At 39.8% G+C, this 15,786-nt stretch carries 14 protein-coding genes; 5 read left to right on the top strand and 9 right to left on the bottom strand.

The genetic code is table 11. The features are described from left to right. Positions 1–10 precede the first annotated feature (10 nt). Positions 11–940 (top strand): DUF6929 family protein, encoded by a 930-nt coding sequence (locus tag ACPF64_RS01090; RefSeq protein ID WP_205468546.1) that lies wholly within the window; start codon positions 11–13, stop codon positions 938–940. A gap of 145 nt (positions 941–1,085) precedes the next feature. Here the strand turns inward: ACPF64_RS01090 and ACPF64_RS01085 are convergent, their stop codons facing one another. The 3 genes from ACPF64_RS01085 to ACPF64_RS01075 form a co-directional block, all read right to left on the bottom strand. Then, the gene (locus ACPF64_RS01085) at positions 1,086–1,667 is read right to left on the bottom strand and encodes a dual specificity protein phosphatase family protein (protein ID WP_205468547.1); all 582 of its coding nucleotides are present in this window, start codon (positions 1,665–1,667) and stop codon (positions 1,086–1,088) included. Further along, entirely contained in the window at positions 1,664–2,476 is an 813-nt protein-coding gene (locus ACPF64_RS01080; protein ID WP_205468548.1) for an MBL fold metallo-hydrolase, read from the bottom strand. The genes ACPF64_RS01085 and ACPF64_RS01080 overlap by 4 nt, the downstream gene beginning before the upstream one ends. Positions 2,477–2,745: 269 nt before the next feature. Beyond that, positions 2,746–3,387 carry a peroxiredoxin gene (locus ACPF64_RS01075; protein ID WP_002116558.1) on the bottom strand — a complete coding sequence of 214 codons (642 nt, stop codon included), beginning with the start codon at positions 3,385–3,387 and terminating at the stop codon, positions 2,746–2,748. A gap of 407 nt (positions 3,388–3,794) precedes the next feature. Between ACPF64_RS01075 and secA the strand changes: the two genes are divergently transcribed. Both secA and ACPF64_RS01065 read left to right on the top strand, forming a co-directional pair. After that, positions 3,795–6,515, top strand: a complete 2,721-nt coding sequence (secA, locus tag ACPF64_RS01070) for a preprotein translocase subunit SecA (protein WP_005036220.1) — start codon at positions 3,795–3,797, stop codon at positions 6,513–6,515. 131 nt (positions 6,516–6,646) lie between these two features. Continuing rightward, on the top strand, positions 6,647–7,066 hold the full coding sequence (locus tag ACPF64_RS01065; protein ID WP_056483463.1) for a hypothetical protein: 420 nt from the start codon (positions 6,647–6,649) through the stop codon (positions 7,064–7,066). 64 nt (positions 7,067–7,130) lie between these two features. Here the strand turns inward: ACPF64_RS01065 and ACPF64_RS01060 are convergent, their stop codons facing one another. Further along, positions 7,131–8,441: an MFS transporter gene (locus ACPF64_RS01060; RefSeq protein ID WP_080027750.1), complete on the bottom strand. Its 1,311-nt coding sequence runs from the start codon at positions 8,439–8,441 to the stop codon at positions 7,131–7,133. 133 nt (positions 8,442–8,574) lie between these two features. Next, the gene (gene trhA, locus ACPF64_RS01055; protein ID WP_003655229.1) at positions 8,575–9,216 is read right to left on the bottom strand and encodes a PAQR family membrane homeostasis protein TrhA; all 642 of its coding nucleotides are present in this window, start codon (positions 9,214–9,216) and stop codon (positions 8,575–8,577) included. A 126-nt stretch (positions 9,217–9,342) separates the two neighbouring features. On the opposite strand from trhA, the gene ACPF64_RS01050 reads away from it, so the two are divergent. Continuing rightward, positions 9,343–10,554 carry a class I SAM-dependent methyltransferase gene (locus tag ACPF64_RS01050; protein WP_281832779.1) on the top strand — a complete coding sequence of 404 codons (1,212 nt, stop codon included), beginning with the start codon at positions 9,343–9,345 and terminating at the stop codon, positions 10,552–10,554. A gap of 12 nt (positions 10,555–10,566) precedes the next feature. Further along, positions 10,567–10,986, top strand: coding sequence for a GNAT family N-acetyltransferase (locus ACPF64_RS01045; RefSeq protein WP_426455256.1), 420 nt, complete (start codon positions 10,567–10,569; stop codon positions 10,984–10,986). Positions 10,987–11,015: 29 nt separating this feature from the next. Here ACPF64_RS01045 and ACPF64_RS01040 read toward each other — a convergent pair whose 3' ends face one another. The 4 genes from ACPF64_RS01040 to ACPF64_RS01025 all read right to left on the bottom strand — a co-directional run bounded on the left by ACPF64_RS01040 (position 11,016) and on the right by ACPF64_RS01025 (position 15,669). Next, complete coding sequence (locus tag ACPF64_RS01040) at positions 11,016–11,876, bottom strand: patatin-like phospholipase family protein (RefSeq protein ID WP_426455254.1); 861 nt, start codon at positions 11,874–11,876, stop codon at positions 11,016–11,018. Positions 11,877–11,887: 11 nt separating this feature from the next. Beyond that, a complete protein-coding gene (locus ACPF64_RS01035; RefSeq protein WP_004638947.1) occupies positions 11,888–12,145 on the bottom strand; it encodes a hypothetical protein in 258 nt (85 codons plus the stop codon). A 164-nt stretch (positions 12,146–12,309) separates the two neighbouring features. After that, positions 12,310–14,445 (bottom strand): 3-hydroxyacyl-CoA dehydrogenase NAD-binding domain-containing protein, encoded by a 2,136-nt coding sequence (locus ACPF64_RS01030; RefSeq protein WP_426455251.1) that lies wholly within the window; start codon positions 14,443–14,445, stop codon positions 12,310–12,312. An 18-nt stretch (positions 14,446–14,463) separates the two neighbouring features. Continuing rightward, the gene (locus tag ACPF64_RS01025) at positions 14,464–15,669 is read right to left on the bottom strand and encodes an acetyl-CoA C-acetyltransferase (RefSeq protein WP_426455249.1); all 1,206 of its coding nucleotides are present in this window, start codon (positions 15,667–15,669) and stop codon (positions 14,464–14,466) included. Between the last annotated feature and the right edge of the window lie 117 nt (positions 15,670–15,786).

Genomic DNA, 15,786 nt, shown 5'->3' with positions numbered 1-15,786 from the left:
GATCTTGAAGATGAATACAACGATCAAAATACTAGAACGATTTGTTTTTGCACAAGAGTCCGTGATTAGCGCACTGTCTGGAGTCGCTTGTGTGGGGGATGATGTTTATTTTGTTGGTGATAATCTTCCTTATTTATTAAGAATCAATCGAACCCAGAACATGGCCGATGCAACGGTCTTTGAAAAAATTCCGTTATTTGATCCTTCAGAGCAAATACCGCTAAGTACATTAAGCAAAGAACAGAAGCCTGATTTTGAAGCTTTAACCTCCATAAGTTGGAACGGACAATCACAGCTTTTGGTGATGGGCTCGGGTTCTACAGAAAATCGAAAACGAGCATTACTCTATAACCCTGCCAATGATCAGATCAGAACTTTCTTGGATGCGGTTGATTATGATTTTTTGCAGCATCAGGTTGAATTAACAGGCGGGGCTGATCTCAATATAGAAGCCATATGTTCAGACCATCGTTATCTCTATATCTTTCAACGTGGTAACATAAATCTCCATCATGGGGTTTTAGTCTTTGATTTAATCAAAATTCAAGCAGGAAAATCCTTAGAAAATGCACTTATACATTCGCTCAAACTGAGCTTAGCTGAGCTTGATGGTTCAGCAAGTGGTATTTCAGATGCTTGTTTTTTAGCGGATAAAAATTTGATTGTTGCTACAGCTACGGTCGAACAAACACTCAATACCTATGATGACGGTATTGTTTTGGGAAGTTTTATCTTGGTGTTTTCGCCTGATGGTAATGCTTTAGTGGCTCATTTGATTCAAGATGCGAAAGGACAGACGCTGCCAATCAAGGTTGAAGGGATTACTTGGTTCGAGTCGAGATCCGATGGCGAAGTCTTTTTATTAGTGACAGACAGTGATGGTGGTGATTCTGAAATTTTGAAGGTATTACTTAGCAACGCCGCTTTGGGAAAATCATAAAATTAAATCATATTTTTGATGGTCATCTATCTTTAAATGTATGTTTTTTGATGTAATTGATAGTAATGAAAACAATAAATAAGTTGGTGATTGAGCCAACTTATTTGCCTAATAATCGCGTTTGCATACAAAAGCAATCCAGTCTTTAGCTGCTGGAATTCGACAGTTGCTGTCGAGTCCATTTTACATTTTCAGGTGTAAATAGGCGGTCAATATTTTTCCAAATAATATGATAACCGTATCCTCCTTCCTTCATTTCTTTAACCGCATCATCAATTGCCCAATTTTCAAAAATAATGCGATACATGGCAACACTAGCACCTGTACGGTCTGAGCCATGGTAGCAGTGCAATAAAACACGTTGATTATTCTGTTTGGCAATCTTAATTTGTTGCATGACTTCTAATAGATCTTGTCGGTCAATTGCCCAAGTGTTGATAGGAATATGTGCAAGGTTAAAATTTTCATTTTTAAAAACTAAATCATCTGAAGCTCTAGCTCTTAAATTAATAATGGTACTTATTTGATGACGTTTTAGCTCCGGAACCATCGTTGCATCGGGTTGTTCACTGCGAAAAACAGTATCACTAATTTGATAAAAGTTATGGTTCTGAGAGACTAAAGTGCCCCAGTCTTTTGGTCGTTGCTCATGGGCAATACTTTCATGCTGCATACATCCCTGTAAATTTATACAGATGGCAAGTGTGATGAGTGATAATTTTTTCATGTTTGATACCGGTTAAGCTCATAAGGATCATGAGCACAAATTATTTCAATCGTTGGCTCATGTTGAACTAAATGCTGCAAGCGTTTGAGATTAACAAGACGTTGCTCATTATCTTCTGCAAATGTTTTTTCCAGCAAACTAAGTGATCTTAATTTATTTTTAGGGTTTAACTCTAGGTGTGAGTAGTACGCATCTCCACAAAATAATAACCATTGATTTTGTTGCTTTATGGCAATACCACAATGACCAGCTGAGTGACCCAATAAAGGCACCATTAAAATTTCATCTTGAAAAAGAGGAAAGCCTTTTACTTTCTCTAGGTTAAACCATGCTTCACCTTGCTGATATTCAACAAAGTTCCAGTAACGATGGTCTTTATATTGATTGGTTCTATAGCGAAGTTTGCCTTTAAAATTTGGAAGTTGGGCCGCGTTATATTCTGCTGCTAAAACATGAACTGTGGCATGGGGAAAATCTGAAATTCCACCTGCATGATCAAAATCAAGATGAGTGACAAAAATATGTTGTACATCCTTAGGATTAAACCCGAGCTTTTGGATTTGCTGGATGGCACTAAACTCAAGGTTAGTCTCAATTTTGCCTAAACGTTGGACTAATGAACCTAGTCGCTGCTTCATATGTAGGTAATCTTGCAGCCCGAAGCCTGTATCAATAAGCACTAGACCTCGATCGGTTTCAACCAACAGGCAATGGCAGACAACTTCAGCTCGGAAGCCTTTTTGTCCAAAGAGTGGGGCACAAACTGGGCACATGCTGCCGCACTTTAAATGATGAATTTTATAGATCATGATTTTTATTTTTTATACCGAATCGCTTCGAGTTATAACTGATCTGGGCAGTAAAAACCATGTGTATTCAATACATAAATAAAAAGCCATCACATTGGATGACTTTTTAGGGTGTGATATTTACTTAAGACTTTCTAAAAATTTGGTACTTATTTCCGATGCTCTGTTATGAACTTTTTAACTGGTTGCATACGTGTTGCTGTCAGTTTTTATTCGAAAAGTTTCAAATGCTTGCCTACGCACTTCGATTAAAGCCTTTTTTAAAGGCTTTAATCTTGCTCAGGCTGTGGTGTTAAGCGTAAATAAGGCTTAACCGCTGTATAGCCTTTAGGGAAGCGCTGTTTAATTTCTTCTTCATCTTTAAGTGATGGCACAATAACGACATCTTCACCTTGCTGCCAGTTCGCAGGTGTCGCTACTTTATGCTTGTCAGTTAATTGTAATGAGTCAACAACACGTAAGACTTCATTAAAATTTCGGCCTGTTGAAGCAGGGTAGGTAATGATTAAGCGAACTTTTTTATTCGGATCAATAATCACTAATGAACGTACTGTCAGTGTTTCACTGGCATTTGGATGGATGAAACCATATAGCTCAGAGACTTTGCGGTCTTTATCTGCAATGATTGGAAAATTTACAGTCGTATTTTGTGTTTCGTTAATGTCATTGATCCATCCCTTATGAGACTCTACATCATCTACTGACAAAGCAATCGCTTTAACATTACGCTTCGTAAATTCATCTTTTAATTTTGCTGTGTAACCTAACTCTGTTGTACATACGGGCGTATAGTCGGCTGGATGTGAAAATAAAATTCCCCAACTATCCCCTAGAAAATCATAAAAATTAATTGTGCCTTCACTCGATTCTTGTTGAAAATCGGGGGCTGTATCTCCTAATCGTAGTGTCATGATCGTTCCTCAATTGCTCATAATTTGTTATTCGATCTCATGAATATGCAGCATTATCTTTATGATTAAAATTATTGTTTTTGTATTTTATTATGAGTTTTTTATATAAGTGTAAATATATATGACTAAAACTCACTATTTTATGTGCTTAATCAATGTAACTTTAAGGTAAATTTGCTAAATTAGATTTCTCGGAAGTTATGCTTAATAGATGAGCGTTAATGTTACGTTTTTAGGTGCAAGGCACATTACGGGGGACTAGGCGAATGATAAAACCATTCGTCTAACTATCAGATTTTTTTTAGGGGTTTTGTGCAAAACCCTTGTACTTCAAATTTCTGGCACCATAATAAACGACTGAGAAAAAGTTTATTCATTTGACCAAGCAAGATTTAGAGAGTTTATCCATGTTGGCAAGTCTGATCGGAGGTATCTTCGGTACAAAAAATGAGCGCGAACTCAAACGCATGCGCAAAATTGTTGAGCAAATCAATGCGCTCGAGCCGACGATATCAGCTTTAAGCGATGCAGACTTATCTGCAAAAACTCCAGAATTCAAACAACGTTATAATAATGGCGAAAGTTTAGATAAATTACTTCCAGAAGCGTTTGCAGTGTGTCGTGAAGCTGCCAAACGTGTAATGGGCATGCGTCACTATGATGTTCAGCTTATTGGTGGTATTACCTTACATGAAGGTAAGATTGCTGAAATGCGTACCGGTGAAGGTAAAACCCTTATGGGTACTTTGGCGTGTTATTTAAACGCATTAAGTGGCGAAGGCGTTCATGTCATTACTGTAAACGATTATTTGGCACAGCGTGATGCTGAGTTGAACCGCCCATTATTTGAATTTTTGGGTTTATCTATTGGTACGATCTATTCAATGCAAGGTCCGTCTGAAAAAGCGGAAGCTTATCTTGCTGATATTACTTATGGTACCAATAACGAATTCGGTTTTGACTACTTACGTGACAACATGGTGTTTTCTTTAGCAGAAAAGAAACAACGTGGCTTGCACTATGCCATTATCGATGAAGTTGACTCAATCTTGATTGATGAAGCACGTACACCATTAATTATTTCTGGTCAAAGTGAAGACTCTTCACATCTTTATGCTGCAATCAATACGATTCCCCCTAGATTACGTCCGCAAAAAGAAGAAAAAGTTGCAGATGGTGGGCATTTCTGGATTGATGAAAAACAGCGTTCAGTTGAAATGACTGAAATTGGTTATGAAACTGTTGAACAAGAACTCATTCAGATGGGCTTGTTGGCTGAAGGTGAAAGCTTATATTCAGCAACGAATCTAAGCCTTGTTCATCATGTGTCTGCTGCTATCCGTGCACATTTCTTATTCCAACGCGATGTTCACTATATTATTCATGATGGCGAAGTCGTGATTGTTGATGAACATACTGGCCGTACAATGCCGGGCCGTCGTTGGTCAGAAGGTTTGCATCAAGCAGTTGAAGCAAAAGAAGGTTTGGAAATTCAGCCTGAAAACCAGACTTTAGCGACCACAACATTCCAGAACTATTTCCGTCTATATAAAAAGCTTTCAGGTATGACAGGTACTGCTGATACTGAAGCTGCGGAAATGAAAGAAATTTATGGCCTTGATGTTGTGATTATTCCAACTCACCGCCCAATGGTACGTAATGACCAAAACGATTTAATTTATTTAAACCGTAACGGTAAATATGACGCGATTATTCAAGAAATTACGAATATTCGTGAGCAAGGTGTGGCACCGATTCTTATTGGTACAGCGACCATTGAAGCTAGTGAAATTTTATCTTCTAAGTTAATGCAAGCTGGTATTCATCACGAAGTGTTGAATGCAAAACAACATGAGCGTGAAGCTGACATTATTGCTCAAGCGGGTAGCCCGAATGCAGTAACGATTGCAACGAACATGGCTGGTCGTGGTACAGACATTATCTTGGGTGGTAACTGGAAAGCGAAACTTGCCAAACTTGAAAACCCTACTGCTGAAGATGAAGCACGTCTGAAAGCACAATGGGAACAAGACCATGAAGATGTATTGCAATCAGGTGGTTTGCACATCATTGGTTCTGAACGCCATGAATCACGTCGTATTGATAACCAGTTACGTGGTCGTGCAGGCCGTCAGGGTGACCCTGGTGTTTCTCGTTTCTATTTGTCTCTTGAAGATGACCTTATGCGTATTTTCGCAGGTGACCGCGTAGTCGGAATGATGCGTGCGATGGGTCTACAAGAAAATGAAGCGATTGAACACAAAATGGTGAGTCGTTCAATTGAGAACGCTCAGCGTAAAGTTGAAGCTCGTAACTTTGATATTCGTAAAAACTTATTGAAATACGATGATGTGAATAATGAACAACGTAAGATCATTTATTCACAACGTGATGAAGTGTTAGCTGAAAATACTTTAAAAGAATACGTTGAAGAAATGCATCATGAAGTGATGAAAGGCGTGATTGCTAACTTTATTCCACCTGAGTCAATTCATGACCAGTGGGATGTTGAAGGTTTAGAAAATGCTTTACGTATTGATTTGGGCATTGAGTTGCCAATTCAGGAATGGTTAGATCAAGATCGCCGTCTGGATGAAGAAGGTTTAGTTGAGCGAATTAGTGATGAAGTGATTGAACGTTATCGTCAACGCCGTGCTCAAATGGGTGATGAATCAGCAGCAATGCTTGAACGTCACTTCGTTTTAAACTCTCTTGATCGTCATTGGAAAGATCACTTAGCTGCAATGGATTATTTGCGTCAAGGTATTCACTTACGTGGCTATGCGCAAAAAAATCCTGAACAGGAATACAAGAAAGAAGCTTTCAACCTGTTTGTAAATATGCTCGGTATTATTAAAACTGATGTTGTGACTGATTTATCTCGTGTACATATCCCAACACCAGAAGAACTTGCAGAAATGGAAGCTCAACAGCAGCAGCAAGCTGAATCGATGAAGCTTTCTTTTGAGCATGACGATGTAGATGGTTTAACGGGTGAAGTTACACTTTCTCAAGAAACCATGAACGAGTCTGCCGATCAGCAAGCTTTCCCTGTTCCAGAAAGCCGCAATGCGCCATGTCCATGTGGTTCTGGATTAAAATATAAGCAGTGTCACGGTAAGATCTAATCTGCCTTCACAAAAAAAGCAGAACAATTGTTCTGCTTTTTTTACGTTTGTAGTAAGCCTGTGAATAATGTTTGCAGTTTTAAGCATTAAATGCTATTTACTTCTCATCCAGAGTGTATGTTGGAAAGACAATGAAAAAAGTATTACAACCTTTATTTTTAACTGTTCTTGCTGTGCCTAGTTTTGTTTTCGCAGCAGAAGCAGCTTCAGCCCCTCAAACGACAACGGTTGACAAAGTACTTGCAGCAAAAGGCCCAACTTCGGCTCAAGCTGTAGTGAAGCAAGAAAATACAACAGTGATTAGCCCTCGCACAGGTATTCGCTATACGTTGGGTAACACAGCTAATCGCCCAATTATTTTACAAACCACTGCGATTGCTCCGGCAAACTCAGCCAATATTAATCGTATTGTGGCGACTAACCCAGCTTTATCTACGAAGAGCCAAGAAAAAGCAAAAGTGGCTTTAATTGGAGAAGCGGCGGTAGCAGGCCCAGCGGCAGTTGCAGCAAGTAATATGAGTGCTCCTGCAAATCCGACAACAATAAATTAAGCTGTAACTGTAAAAAAAGCCGGTCAATGATGAACCGGCTTTTTTATATAAGAATTTCTAGTTTTTAGATCTGATTATTCACATCATCATTTTTCGTTTCACGAATGAATAAGAAAGCGATGAGTGATAGAAGGGATGCCGCAGTAAGATAATAACCAACCGCATATAAACCATAAGTTTCAGCAAGTTTAGTGGCAATAAGTGGAGCAAAAGATGCACCAAAAATACCTGCCAAGTTAAACGTTAACGCTGAACCTGTATAACGAACAGAAGTTGGGAAAAGTTCGGAAAGAACGGTACCAATTGGACCATAGGTCAAGCCCATAATCGACAAGCCTGTACACAAGAAAAGAAAAACAATTAACGTATTTCCAGACTCTAACATGCTAGAGAAGAACAAACCGAAAATCGCAGCAGCAATACAAACACCAATCGAAGTGGCTTTGCGTCCAAATTTTTCTGCAAAAATAGCCGATAATGGAATAAACGCAGCAAAGCACAGTGTGGCAAAGAGTTGAAGTTCCAAGAACTCACCGCGTGCATAGCCTAATTTAGTGGTTGCCCAGTTTAAGGCAAATACGGTTGTAAGATAGAACACAACAAAAGTACAGATTGCTGCAATCGTACCAAGTACAAGCTTGCCTGTATGTTTAGTTAAGACTTCTTTAAATGGAATATTGACTTCTTTTTGCTTATCCAAGACCTTTTGAAATGCTGGAGTCTCATGGAGTTTTAAACGGATATATAAGCCAACGATCACTAATACAGCACTTGCAATAAAGGGAATACGCCAGCCCCATTGCATGAATGCCTGCTCAGGAATGGCTGCACCCAATAATAAAAATGAACCTGTTGCTAAAATAAAGCCAATTGGAGCCCCCAACTGTGGGAACATGCCATACCATGCGCGTTTACCTTCAGGTGCATTCTCTGTCGCAAGTAATACAGCACCGCTCCATTCACCACCTAAACCTAAGCCTTGCCCTAGACGACATACAGCTAATAGTAAAGGCGCGGCAAGACCAATTTGTGCATAGGTTGGAAGTAAACCAATACAGACTGTTGAAATACCCATGGTGAGCAAAGCTGCAACTAGAGTGGCTTTACGACCAATACGGTCTCCTAAATGACCGAATAATGCTGCACCGATAGGGCGGGCAATAAAGGCAATGGCGAAGGTTGCTAAAGATTGTAATACTGCGGCGCTGCCACTACTAGCAGGGAAAAACAGGTGAGGAAAAATAATAACGGCAGCTGTTGCATAGATATAAAAGTCGAAGAACTCAATGGTTGTACCGACTAAGCTTGCAAACAAAACCCGCGCTTTTGAATTAGTGGCTACTGCCGGAGCAGCAGTCGCAGAAGTTGACTCCATATAAGACCTTATATCAGTTAAAATTTATTTTTAATTTACTATTCTTTTTAAAGACATATTTTTCTCAAAGAATAGCGTGAAAGAACATCATCCATGACTCTTTCAGGATCACTGAATAAGAGTGAAAAATGAACTAAACAATGTACCAATAGATCGCAAGAAAGTGTGCTCCTGCACCTAAAAGCACAAAAATGTGCCAGATCGCATGGGTATATCTTACCTTTTTTAACGCGTAAAACAATGCTCCAACCGTATAAGCTAACCCGCCAATAATCAAGAAAATCAATGCGTCTTTACTCAAATAAGTACGCATATCATCCATTACAAAAACAGCAAGCCATCCCATTACAATATAGGCAAGTAAAGAAATTTTTTGAAAACGATGAATAAAAACTAACTTGAAAAGTGTACCAATTGCAGCAATGCTCCAGAGTGCAATAAGCAGAATATGGGCTTTTTGTGTAGGAATCGCGATGCTTAAGAAAGGGGTGTATGTCCCCGCAATTAAATAATAAATCGCAGTGTGATCTAGTTTCTTGTACCAGTAACGTAGATTTTGTGTTTGGGCAAAGTGATAGAGTGTTGAACTCGTGAAAACCAGAATCAGACTAAATGAGTATACCCATAAACCCACCCACTGAGCAGTTGGAAGATAAGATCCCTTCATAATTAAAAAGATAGAAGCAATAACTGCCATAACGACACCAGCTCCATGGCTGTAGGCGTTAAGTAGTTCTTCTTTAGGATCGTATGTTTCCAGCACAGATTTACTCATAGTTTAATTTTTTGATTAAAAATACAAATGTATAGAAATACAAAACAGTCGTAAAGTTATTTTATTTTTAATCCTAGACCCTTTAAACTTCTATTTCATATGAGTCTTCATTTTTTAGGTATATCCGTGTCGGTTTTCTCCTTTGAGCAAGAACAGCAATTCTTTTATGAAATCAAACAAATGCTTGATGAGCAGACTTTTGAGCGTTTGATTTTGAGCCAATATAAAGGAGAGTTGGAACAACTGGAAAAAATCACTTTCCGTGTTGTAGAGTTACATGGACAAAAACAGCTTTCGGCTTTATATCACTATACAACCCAAGATGTGACCAAAAATTATTCATTTGAAGAGGGCTTAGAACAGATTGCAGCGCTTTTAGTGCAGTGTAAGCAAGCGAACTTATTTTCAACTACTCAAGAAATCCAACTTAAAAAAAATAAGAAAAAAGCCCTATTAAATATAGGTAAAAAGCAGGCTGTAAATGCGACACAAACGGTTCAGACGCATGATCGTGAAAAGCAACGCTATGTACAGCAGGGCAATGCATTTCTAAAAGAGCTTGGTATTACCGATGAAAAAGGCCAAATCATTCCAAGCATGGCCCGCAAATGGAAACAGATAAATAAATTTATTGAAATTTTTGCGAGTGCCTATGAACAGATTGACGCATCTCAGCAAGAGTTACGGATTGTCGATTTCGGTTCAGGTAAAGGCTATTTAACTTTTGCTTTATATGATTATTTGCAAGAACAACAAAAAACACCTCTAATTACCGGCGTTGAATTACGCCCAAATCTGGTTGAATTCTGCCAAAAAGTTGCAGATAAAGTTGATTTCAATCATTTAGACTTTTTTGAAGGTGATGTACGTAGTTATCAACCGGAAAAGTTGGACGTCATGATTGCCTTGCATGCTTGTGACATTGCTACCGATTTTGCGATTCATACCGGCATTCGTTTAAATGCATCAATGATTATGTGTGCTCCATGTTGCCACAAAGAGTTGCGCCCACAATTACATAGCCCAGAAGTGTTACAACCCATGCTGCAATTTGGAATTCATGCTGGTCAGCAAGCTGAAATGTTGACTGATACATTACGTGCATTACTTTTAAAAGCTTATGGCTATGAAACCAAAGTTTTTGAGTTTGTATCGCTTGAACATACCAGTAAAAACAAAATGATTTTGGCGACGAAGCGTAAGGATGTTACTCAGCCTGATGCCAAGATCATGGCTCAAATTCAAGCTTTGAAAGACATGTATGGTATTAAAAAACAAACTCTAGAATTGTTATTACAAGACCAGTTGCCTATCGAGAATATTGGTTGTAAGTGTTAAGCAGGTTAACCCATGTATAAAATTATAGCGGGTGGGTGGGAGCAGCTTGAGAAAGATGCCAAGCTCATCCGTGAGCAAGTTTTTATTCAAGAACAGGGAATTGCCCCTGAAGATGAATGGGATGATTTGGATGCCATGGTTTTACACTTTATTGTGTATGATCGTGAGCAACCAATTGCTACAGCACGCTTGTTGCCGCAGCATAGCGTAGGGCGGGTAGCTGTTTTAATACCTTATCGAAAACAGGGTATAGGTAAAATTTTAATGCAGCATATTATTGATTATGCGCGCCAGCAGAACTTACCTTATCTAAAGCTTTCAGCGCAAACCTATGTGACTGCGTTTTATGAAGCATTGGGCTTTGTGGTTCAAGGCGAGGAATATCTAGATTGTGGTATCCCACATATTGATATGACTTTAGAGTTAAATTGAGACTTCTTTTTAGAAATCTCAATTTGGCATTATTTCATTGCATTCCAGCTTTCAATGGCTTGTAAACCTGTTTCTAAGCCAACTTCATAGCTATAACGAAGCTTTTTCGGATTAGTACTTAAACGACCTGCCATATTCTTAAGGGGTGGCGGGCAAACTTCTAAAATTTGCTGGTCTGAGTTAGAACCGCGGACAAAATCTACTGAAGCATTATATCTGGCACAACGGCTACGTAAGCTGTTTGCAAAACCATAATGATGTTTAAACGCATATTTCGCGAGGAATTGATCCCCTCTGCTGCTGGCTTTAAAGTACTTTTTTGGGCGAGTGCGTAAAACTAACAGTTTTTTGACATCACTTTGCTGAGCCGTCCAGCGCACAGGTAAGGCATCTGCAACACCGCCATCAAAGTATGGTTCACCCATAATATCGACGGGATGACGCGTTAAAACTGGAATTGAGCTAGACGCACGAAGTGCATTTAGCAAATTATCTTTACCAGCACGAAGATATTCAGCATGACCTGTTTTGGCATGCGTCAACACCATATAAAAATCAGGATTTTTAGCAAACAGACTTTGCTGATCAAGTGGATGTTCTTTTTCACCAACTTCCCACATCCATTCTAAATCAAGTAAATCGCCGCCTTTAAAAAAGCGTTTGTAATCGATAAATTCAGGACGGAGGGAGTGATCAGTGTAAAACGTTAAAGTGCGGCCTTGTTGACCAGCTAAGTAATTTGCAACGTTGGTTGAACCAGATGATACGCCAACATATAAATCGAAAGGGTTGAACTGCTGCTGTAAAAAAGCATCAAGTACGCCACTGGTAAAGGCACCACGCATGCCTCCACCCTCTACAACAAGTGCATTACGGGAAAAATCTGTCATTTGATATCTAATTACTGAGTTGAGTTCTGATGTTCTTTCATATCCATTTCAGACATGTTGTCACTATGTTGAGCGTGTTGCTCTGTGGAATTTTCAGCTTTTTGCTGCATTTGCTCTTGTTGTGCTTTGCGCTGAGCCCCTGGCATATAGTCAGGTTCATTACTCATCGCTAAATAGAAAAAGCCAAGGAAAATCGCACTCAAAACACCAACGATCAGAACAAATTTCCAACCTAAAATTGCTGACTCGGAAGAATTTTTATCGGACATAAGGATTTCTCGAATGTGCTTTAGAAGCACAAAAATGAAGTCTATTTATAGCATATTTAGGCAGGAGGCTGAAATCTTAAAGGTCATAAAGAAAAACCCATATAAATAAAATATATTTATATGGGCAAGGTTTATGCAGTTTTTAAATATCCAATAAGTCTAAGTTATTGAATATTTTGTTTCTGCTCAGCTTTGGTTTTTAGCAAAGTTGGAGGTGTAAAACGTTCACCATATTTGGCAGCTAATTCTTCAGCTCGTTTTTGTGCTTTATCAGTACCGTATTGATTCAGGAACTGGATCGCACCTCCGGTCCAAGGTGCATAACCAATACCAAAGATAGAGCCAACATTGGCATCAATAACCGACTCCAATACGCCTTCTTCATAGCAGCGTAATGTATCTAAGGCCTGTACAAACAGAATGCGATCGATCATATCTTGTTCAGAAATGTCGTGATCTTTTTGCCAGCGGTTTAAACCTTCCCATAGATGCTTTTTACCATTTTCTGGATATTCATAGAAACCTGCTCCAGCCGCTTTACCTTTACGGTTTAACTCATGAATCATGGTATGAACGACCTCATCGACAGAGGTCTTAGGCAAATCTTTCCCTTCAGCTTGCAAAGCTTTACGTGCTTCACTGGCAACATGTTCGGTTAAGGTTAAAGATACTTCATCTTGAATAGCGAGGGGACCTACAGGCATGCCTGCTTTAAGCGCTGCCATTTCAATACGGGCTGGATGAACGCCTTCGGCAAGTAAGCGCATACCTTCTTGAATAAAAGTACCAAATACACGACTGGTAAAGAAGCCACGGCTATCATTGACAACAATTGGCGTTTTTCCAATTTGTTGTACAAAGTCGTAGGCTTTAGCAAGTGTGTCGCTTGAAGTGTTTTTACCTTTAATAATCTCAACCAACTGCATTTTGTCGACTGGGCTAAAGAAATGTAGTCCAATAAACTTCTGGGCATCTTTACTCGCCGTTGCCAAACCTGTGATTGGTAGGGTGGAGGTATTTGATGCAAAGATTCCACTTTCAGCTAAATATTGTTCAGCTTCTTGAGTGACTTTGGCTTTGAGCTCTTGGTTTTCAAATACTGCTTCAATAATGAGATCACAGCCTTGTAAGTCTTGTGCTGAGGCAGTTGCTGTAATGAGGGATAATACTTGGTCACGTTTTTCTGCGGTCATACGGCCTTGAGAAACGCGTTTATCAAGGAGTTTCTGTGAATAGGCTTTGCCTTTTTCAGCATTTTCAACAGATACATCTTTTAGTACAACAGGAATGCCTTTAATTGCGGTTGAATATGCAATACCAGCACCCATCATGCCTGCACCTAACACACCAACTTTGGTGGCTTGCCATTTTGCAACATCGGCAGGGCGGCTAGCACCAGACTTAATTGCATTTAGACCGTGCCAGAAAGTGCCGATCATATTTTTAGAGATCTGACCCGTGGTGAGTTGGGTGAAGTAACGAGATTCGATGCGTAAAGCGGTATCTACATCGACCTGAGCGCCTTCGACTGCTGCTGCCATAATTGCTTCAGGAGCAGGGTAACAACCTTTGGTTTTGTCTCTTAACATGGCTGGGGCAATAGCAAGAACTTGTGCAACTGCTGGAGTCTTTGGATCGCCACCCGGAATTTTATAACCCTTCACATCAAAAGGTTGTTGAGACTTGGGATTGGCTTTTACCCATGCGATCGCTTTATCTAAAAGCTCTTGTTCGTTTTCAGCAGTGTCATGTATCAGACCTAAAGATTTTGCTTTATCGACACCAAATTGCTTGCCTTCCATTAAGAAAGGAAATGCATTTTGTAAGCCAAGTAGGCGTACCATGCGGACAATACCGCCACCCCCAGGCAATAGGCCTAAAGTGACTTCAGGTAGGCCGAACTTACTTTTTGGGTCATTCATTGCAATACGATGATGGCAGCTTAATGCAATTTCCCAACCGCCACCAAGCGCTGTGCCATTTAAGGCTGCAACTACAGGAATACCTAGAGTTTCAATGGTACGTAAATGACCTTTTAACTTTTCAACCATGTTGAAAAAATCAGTGGCATGTTCGGGCTGAACCTGAATAAGCTCATCTAGATCTCCCCCAGCAAAGAAAGTTTTTTTGGCTGAGCGGAAAATAACGCCCGCAAGTGCTGTTTCTGCTTTTAGTTTTTGGGTTGCCTCATCAAGCGAGTCTCGAAACTCGGCATTCATGGTGTTTGCAGATTGACCTGTTGAATCAAGCGTTAAAATGACAATGTTATCGGCATTTTTTTCGTATTGGATTGCACTCATCTTTTATATCCCTAATCTTTATACGCGTTCAATAATGGTGGCAATACCCATACCACCTCCAACACAGAGCGTAGCTAAACCGCGCTTTTTATTTTGACGTTCAAGCTCATCAAGTAGTGTGCCTAAAATCATGGCACCCGTTGCACCTAATGGATGGCCTAAAGCAATCGCACCGCCATTTACGTTAACTTTTTCTGGTGGAACATTGAGTTCATTGATAAAACGCATTACAACTGCTGCAAAGGCTTCGTTGACTTCAAACAGGTCAATATCATCAATGGTGAGGCCAGCTTTTTCTAAAGCTTTACGTGCAGCAGGAGCAGGGCCAGTCAGCATGATCGTTGGGTCTGTCCCGACCAGTGCAGTCGCCAAAACTTTAGCACGTGGTTTTAAGTTTTGTTCTTTCACCGCTTTTTCAGAAGCCAATAAAACAACAGCAGCTCCATCGACAATACCAGATGAGTTACCTGCATGATGAACATGATTGATTTTTTGTGCTTCAGGATATTTTTGTAAGGCAACAGCATCAAAACCCATTTGTCCCATCATTTCAAAACTTGGGTTGAGTTTAGTCAGTCCTTCAACTGTCGTATTTCCTTTAATAAATTCATCTTTTTCTAAAATCACCACACCCGAGTGATCTTTTACTGGAACCACTGATTGATCGAAATAGCCATTTGCCTGAGCTGCTGCAGCTTTTTGCTGAGAATTTACTGCAAATGTGTCTACATCTTCGCGAGTATAACCATCTAAGGTTGCAATGAGGTCAGCCCCCACACCTTGTGGAACAAATGATGATTTAAGATTTGTTTCTGGGTCTAGCGCCCACGGCCCGCCATCTGAGCCCATTGGAATGCGTGACATTGACTCGACGCCACCAGCAACCACTAAATCTTCCCAGCCTGAGCGAACTTTCATTGCTGCCATGTTAACTGCTTCTAAACCTGAAGCACAAAAACGATTGATTTGCACCCCAGCAACATCATCATTCCAACCTGCTGCAATGGCGGCTGTTTTTGCAATATCACCGCCTTGGTCACCAATTGGCGTTACACAGCCCAGAACAATATCGTCGACTTTAGACGTATCGAGTTGATGACGCTGCTGTAATTCGTTTAATAAAGTGGTAAGTAAGGTAATTGGTTTTACTTCGTAAAGAGAGCCGTCTTTTTTTCCTTTTCCGCGTGGTGTGCGAATGGCATCAATAATATAAGCCTCGCTCATAACAGTTCCTTTTTTATTGCTTAAAATTTATTTGTGTTTTGAGTGTACTGGTTTTAATAGCGAGTGCAATGACGATAAGCGCACCAGTCAGGTGATGATTTTTGCCAATAGAGATAC

Source organism: Acinetobacter sp. KB005, assembly GCF_049949095.1.
In the GTDB taxonomy this organism is placed as follows: domain Bacteria; phylum Pseudomonadota; class Gammaproteobacteria; order Pseudomonadales; family Moraxellaceae; genus Acinetobacter; species Acinetobacter calcoaceticus.
Note: the sequence above shows the minus strand (reverse complement) of the source record. Positions and strands in the feature narration are given on the sequence as shown.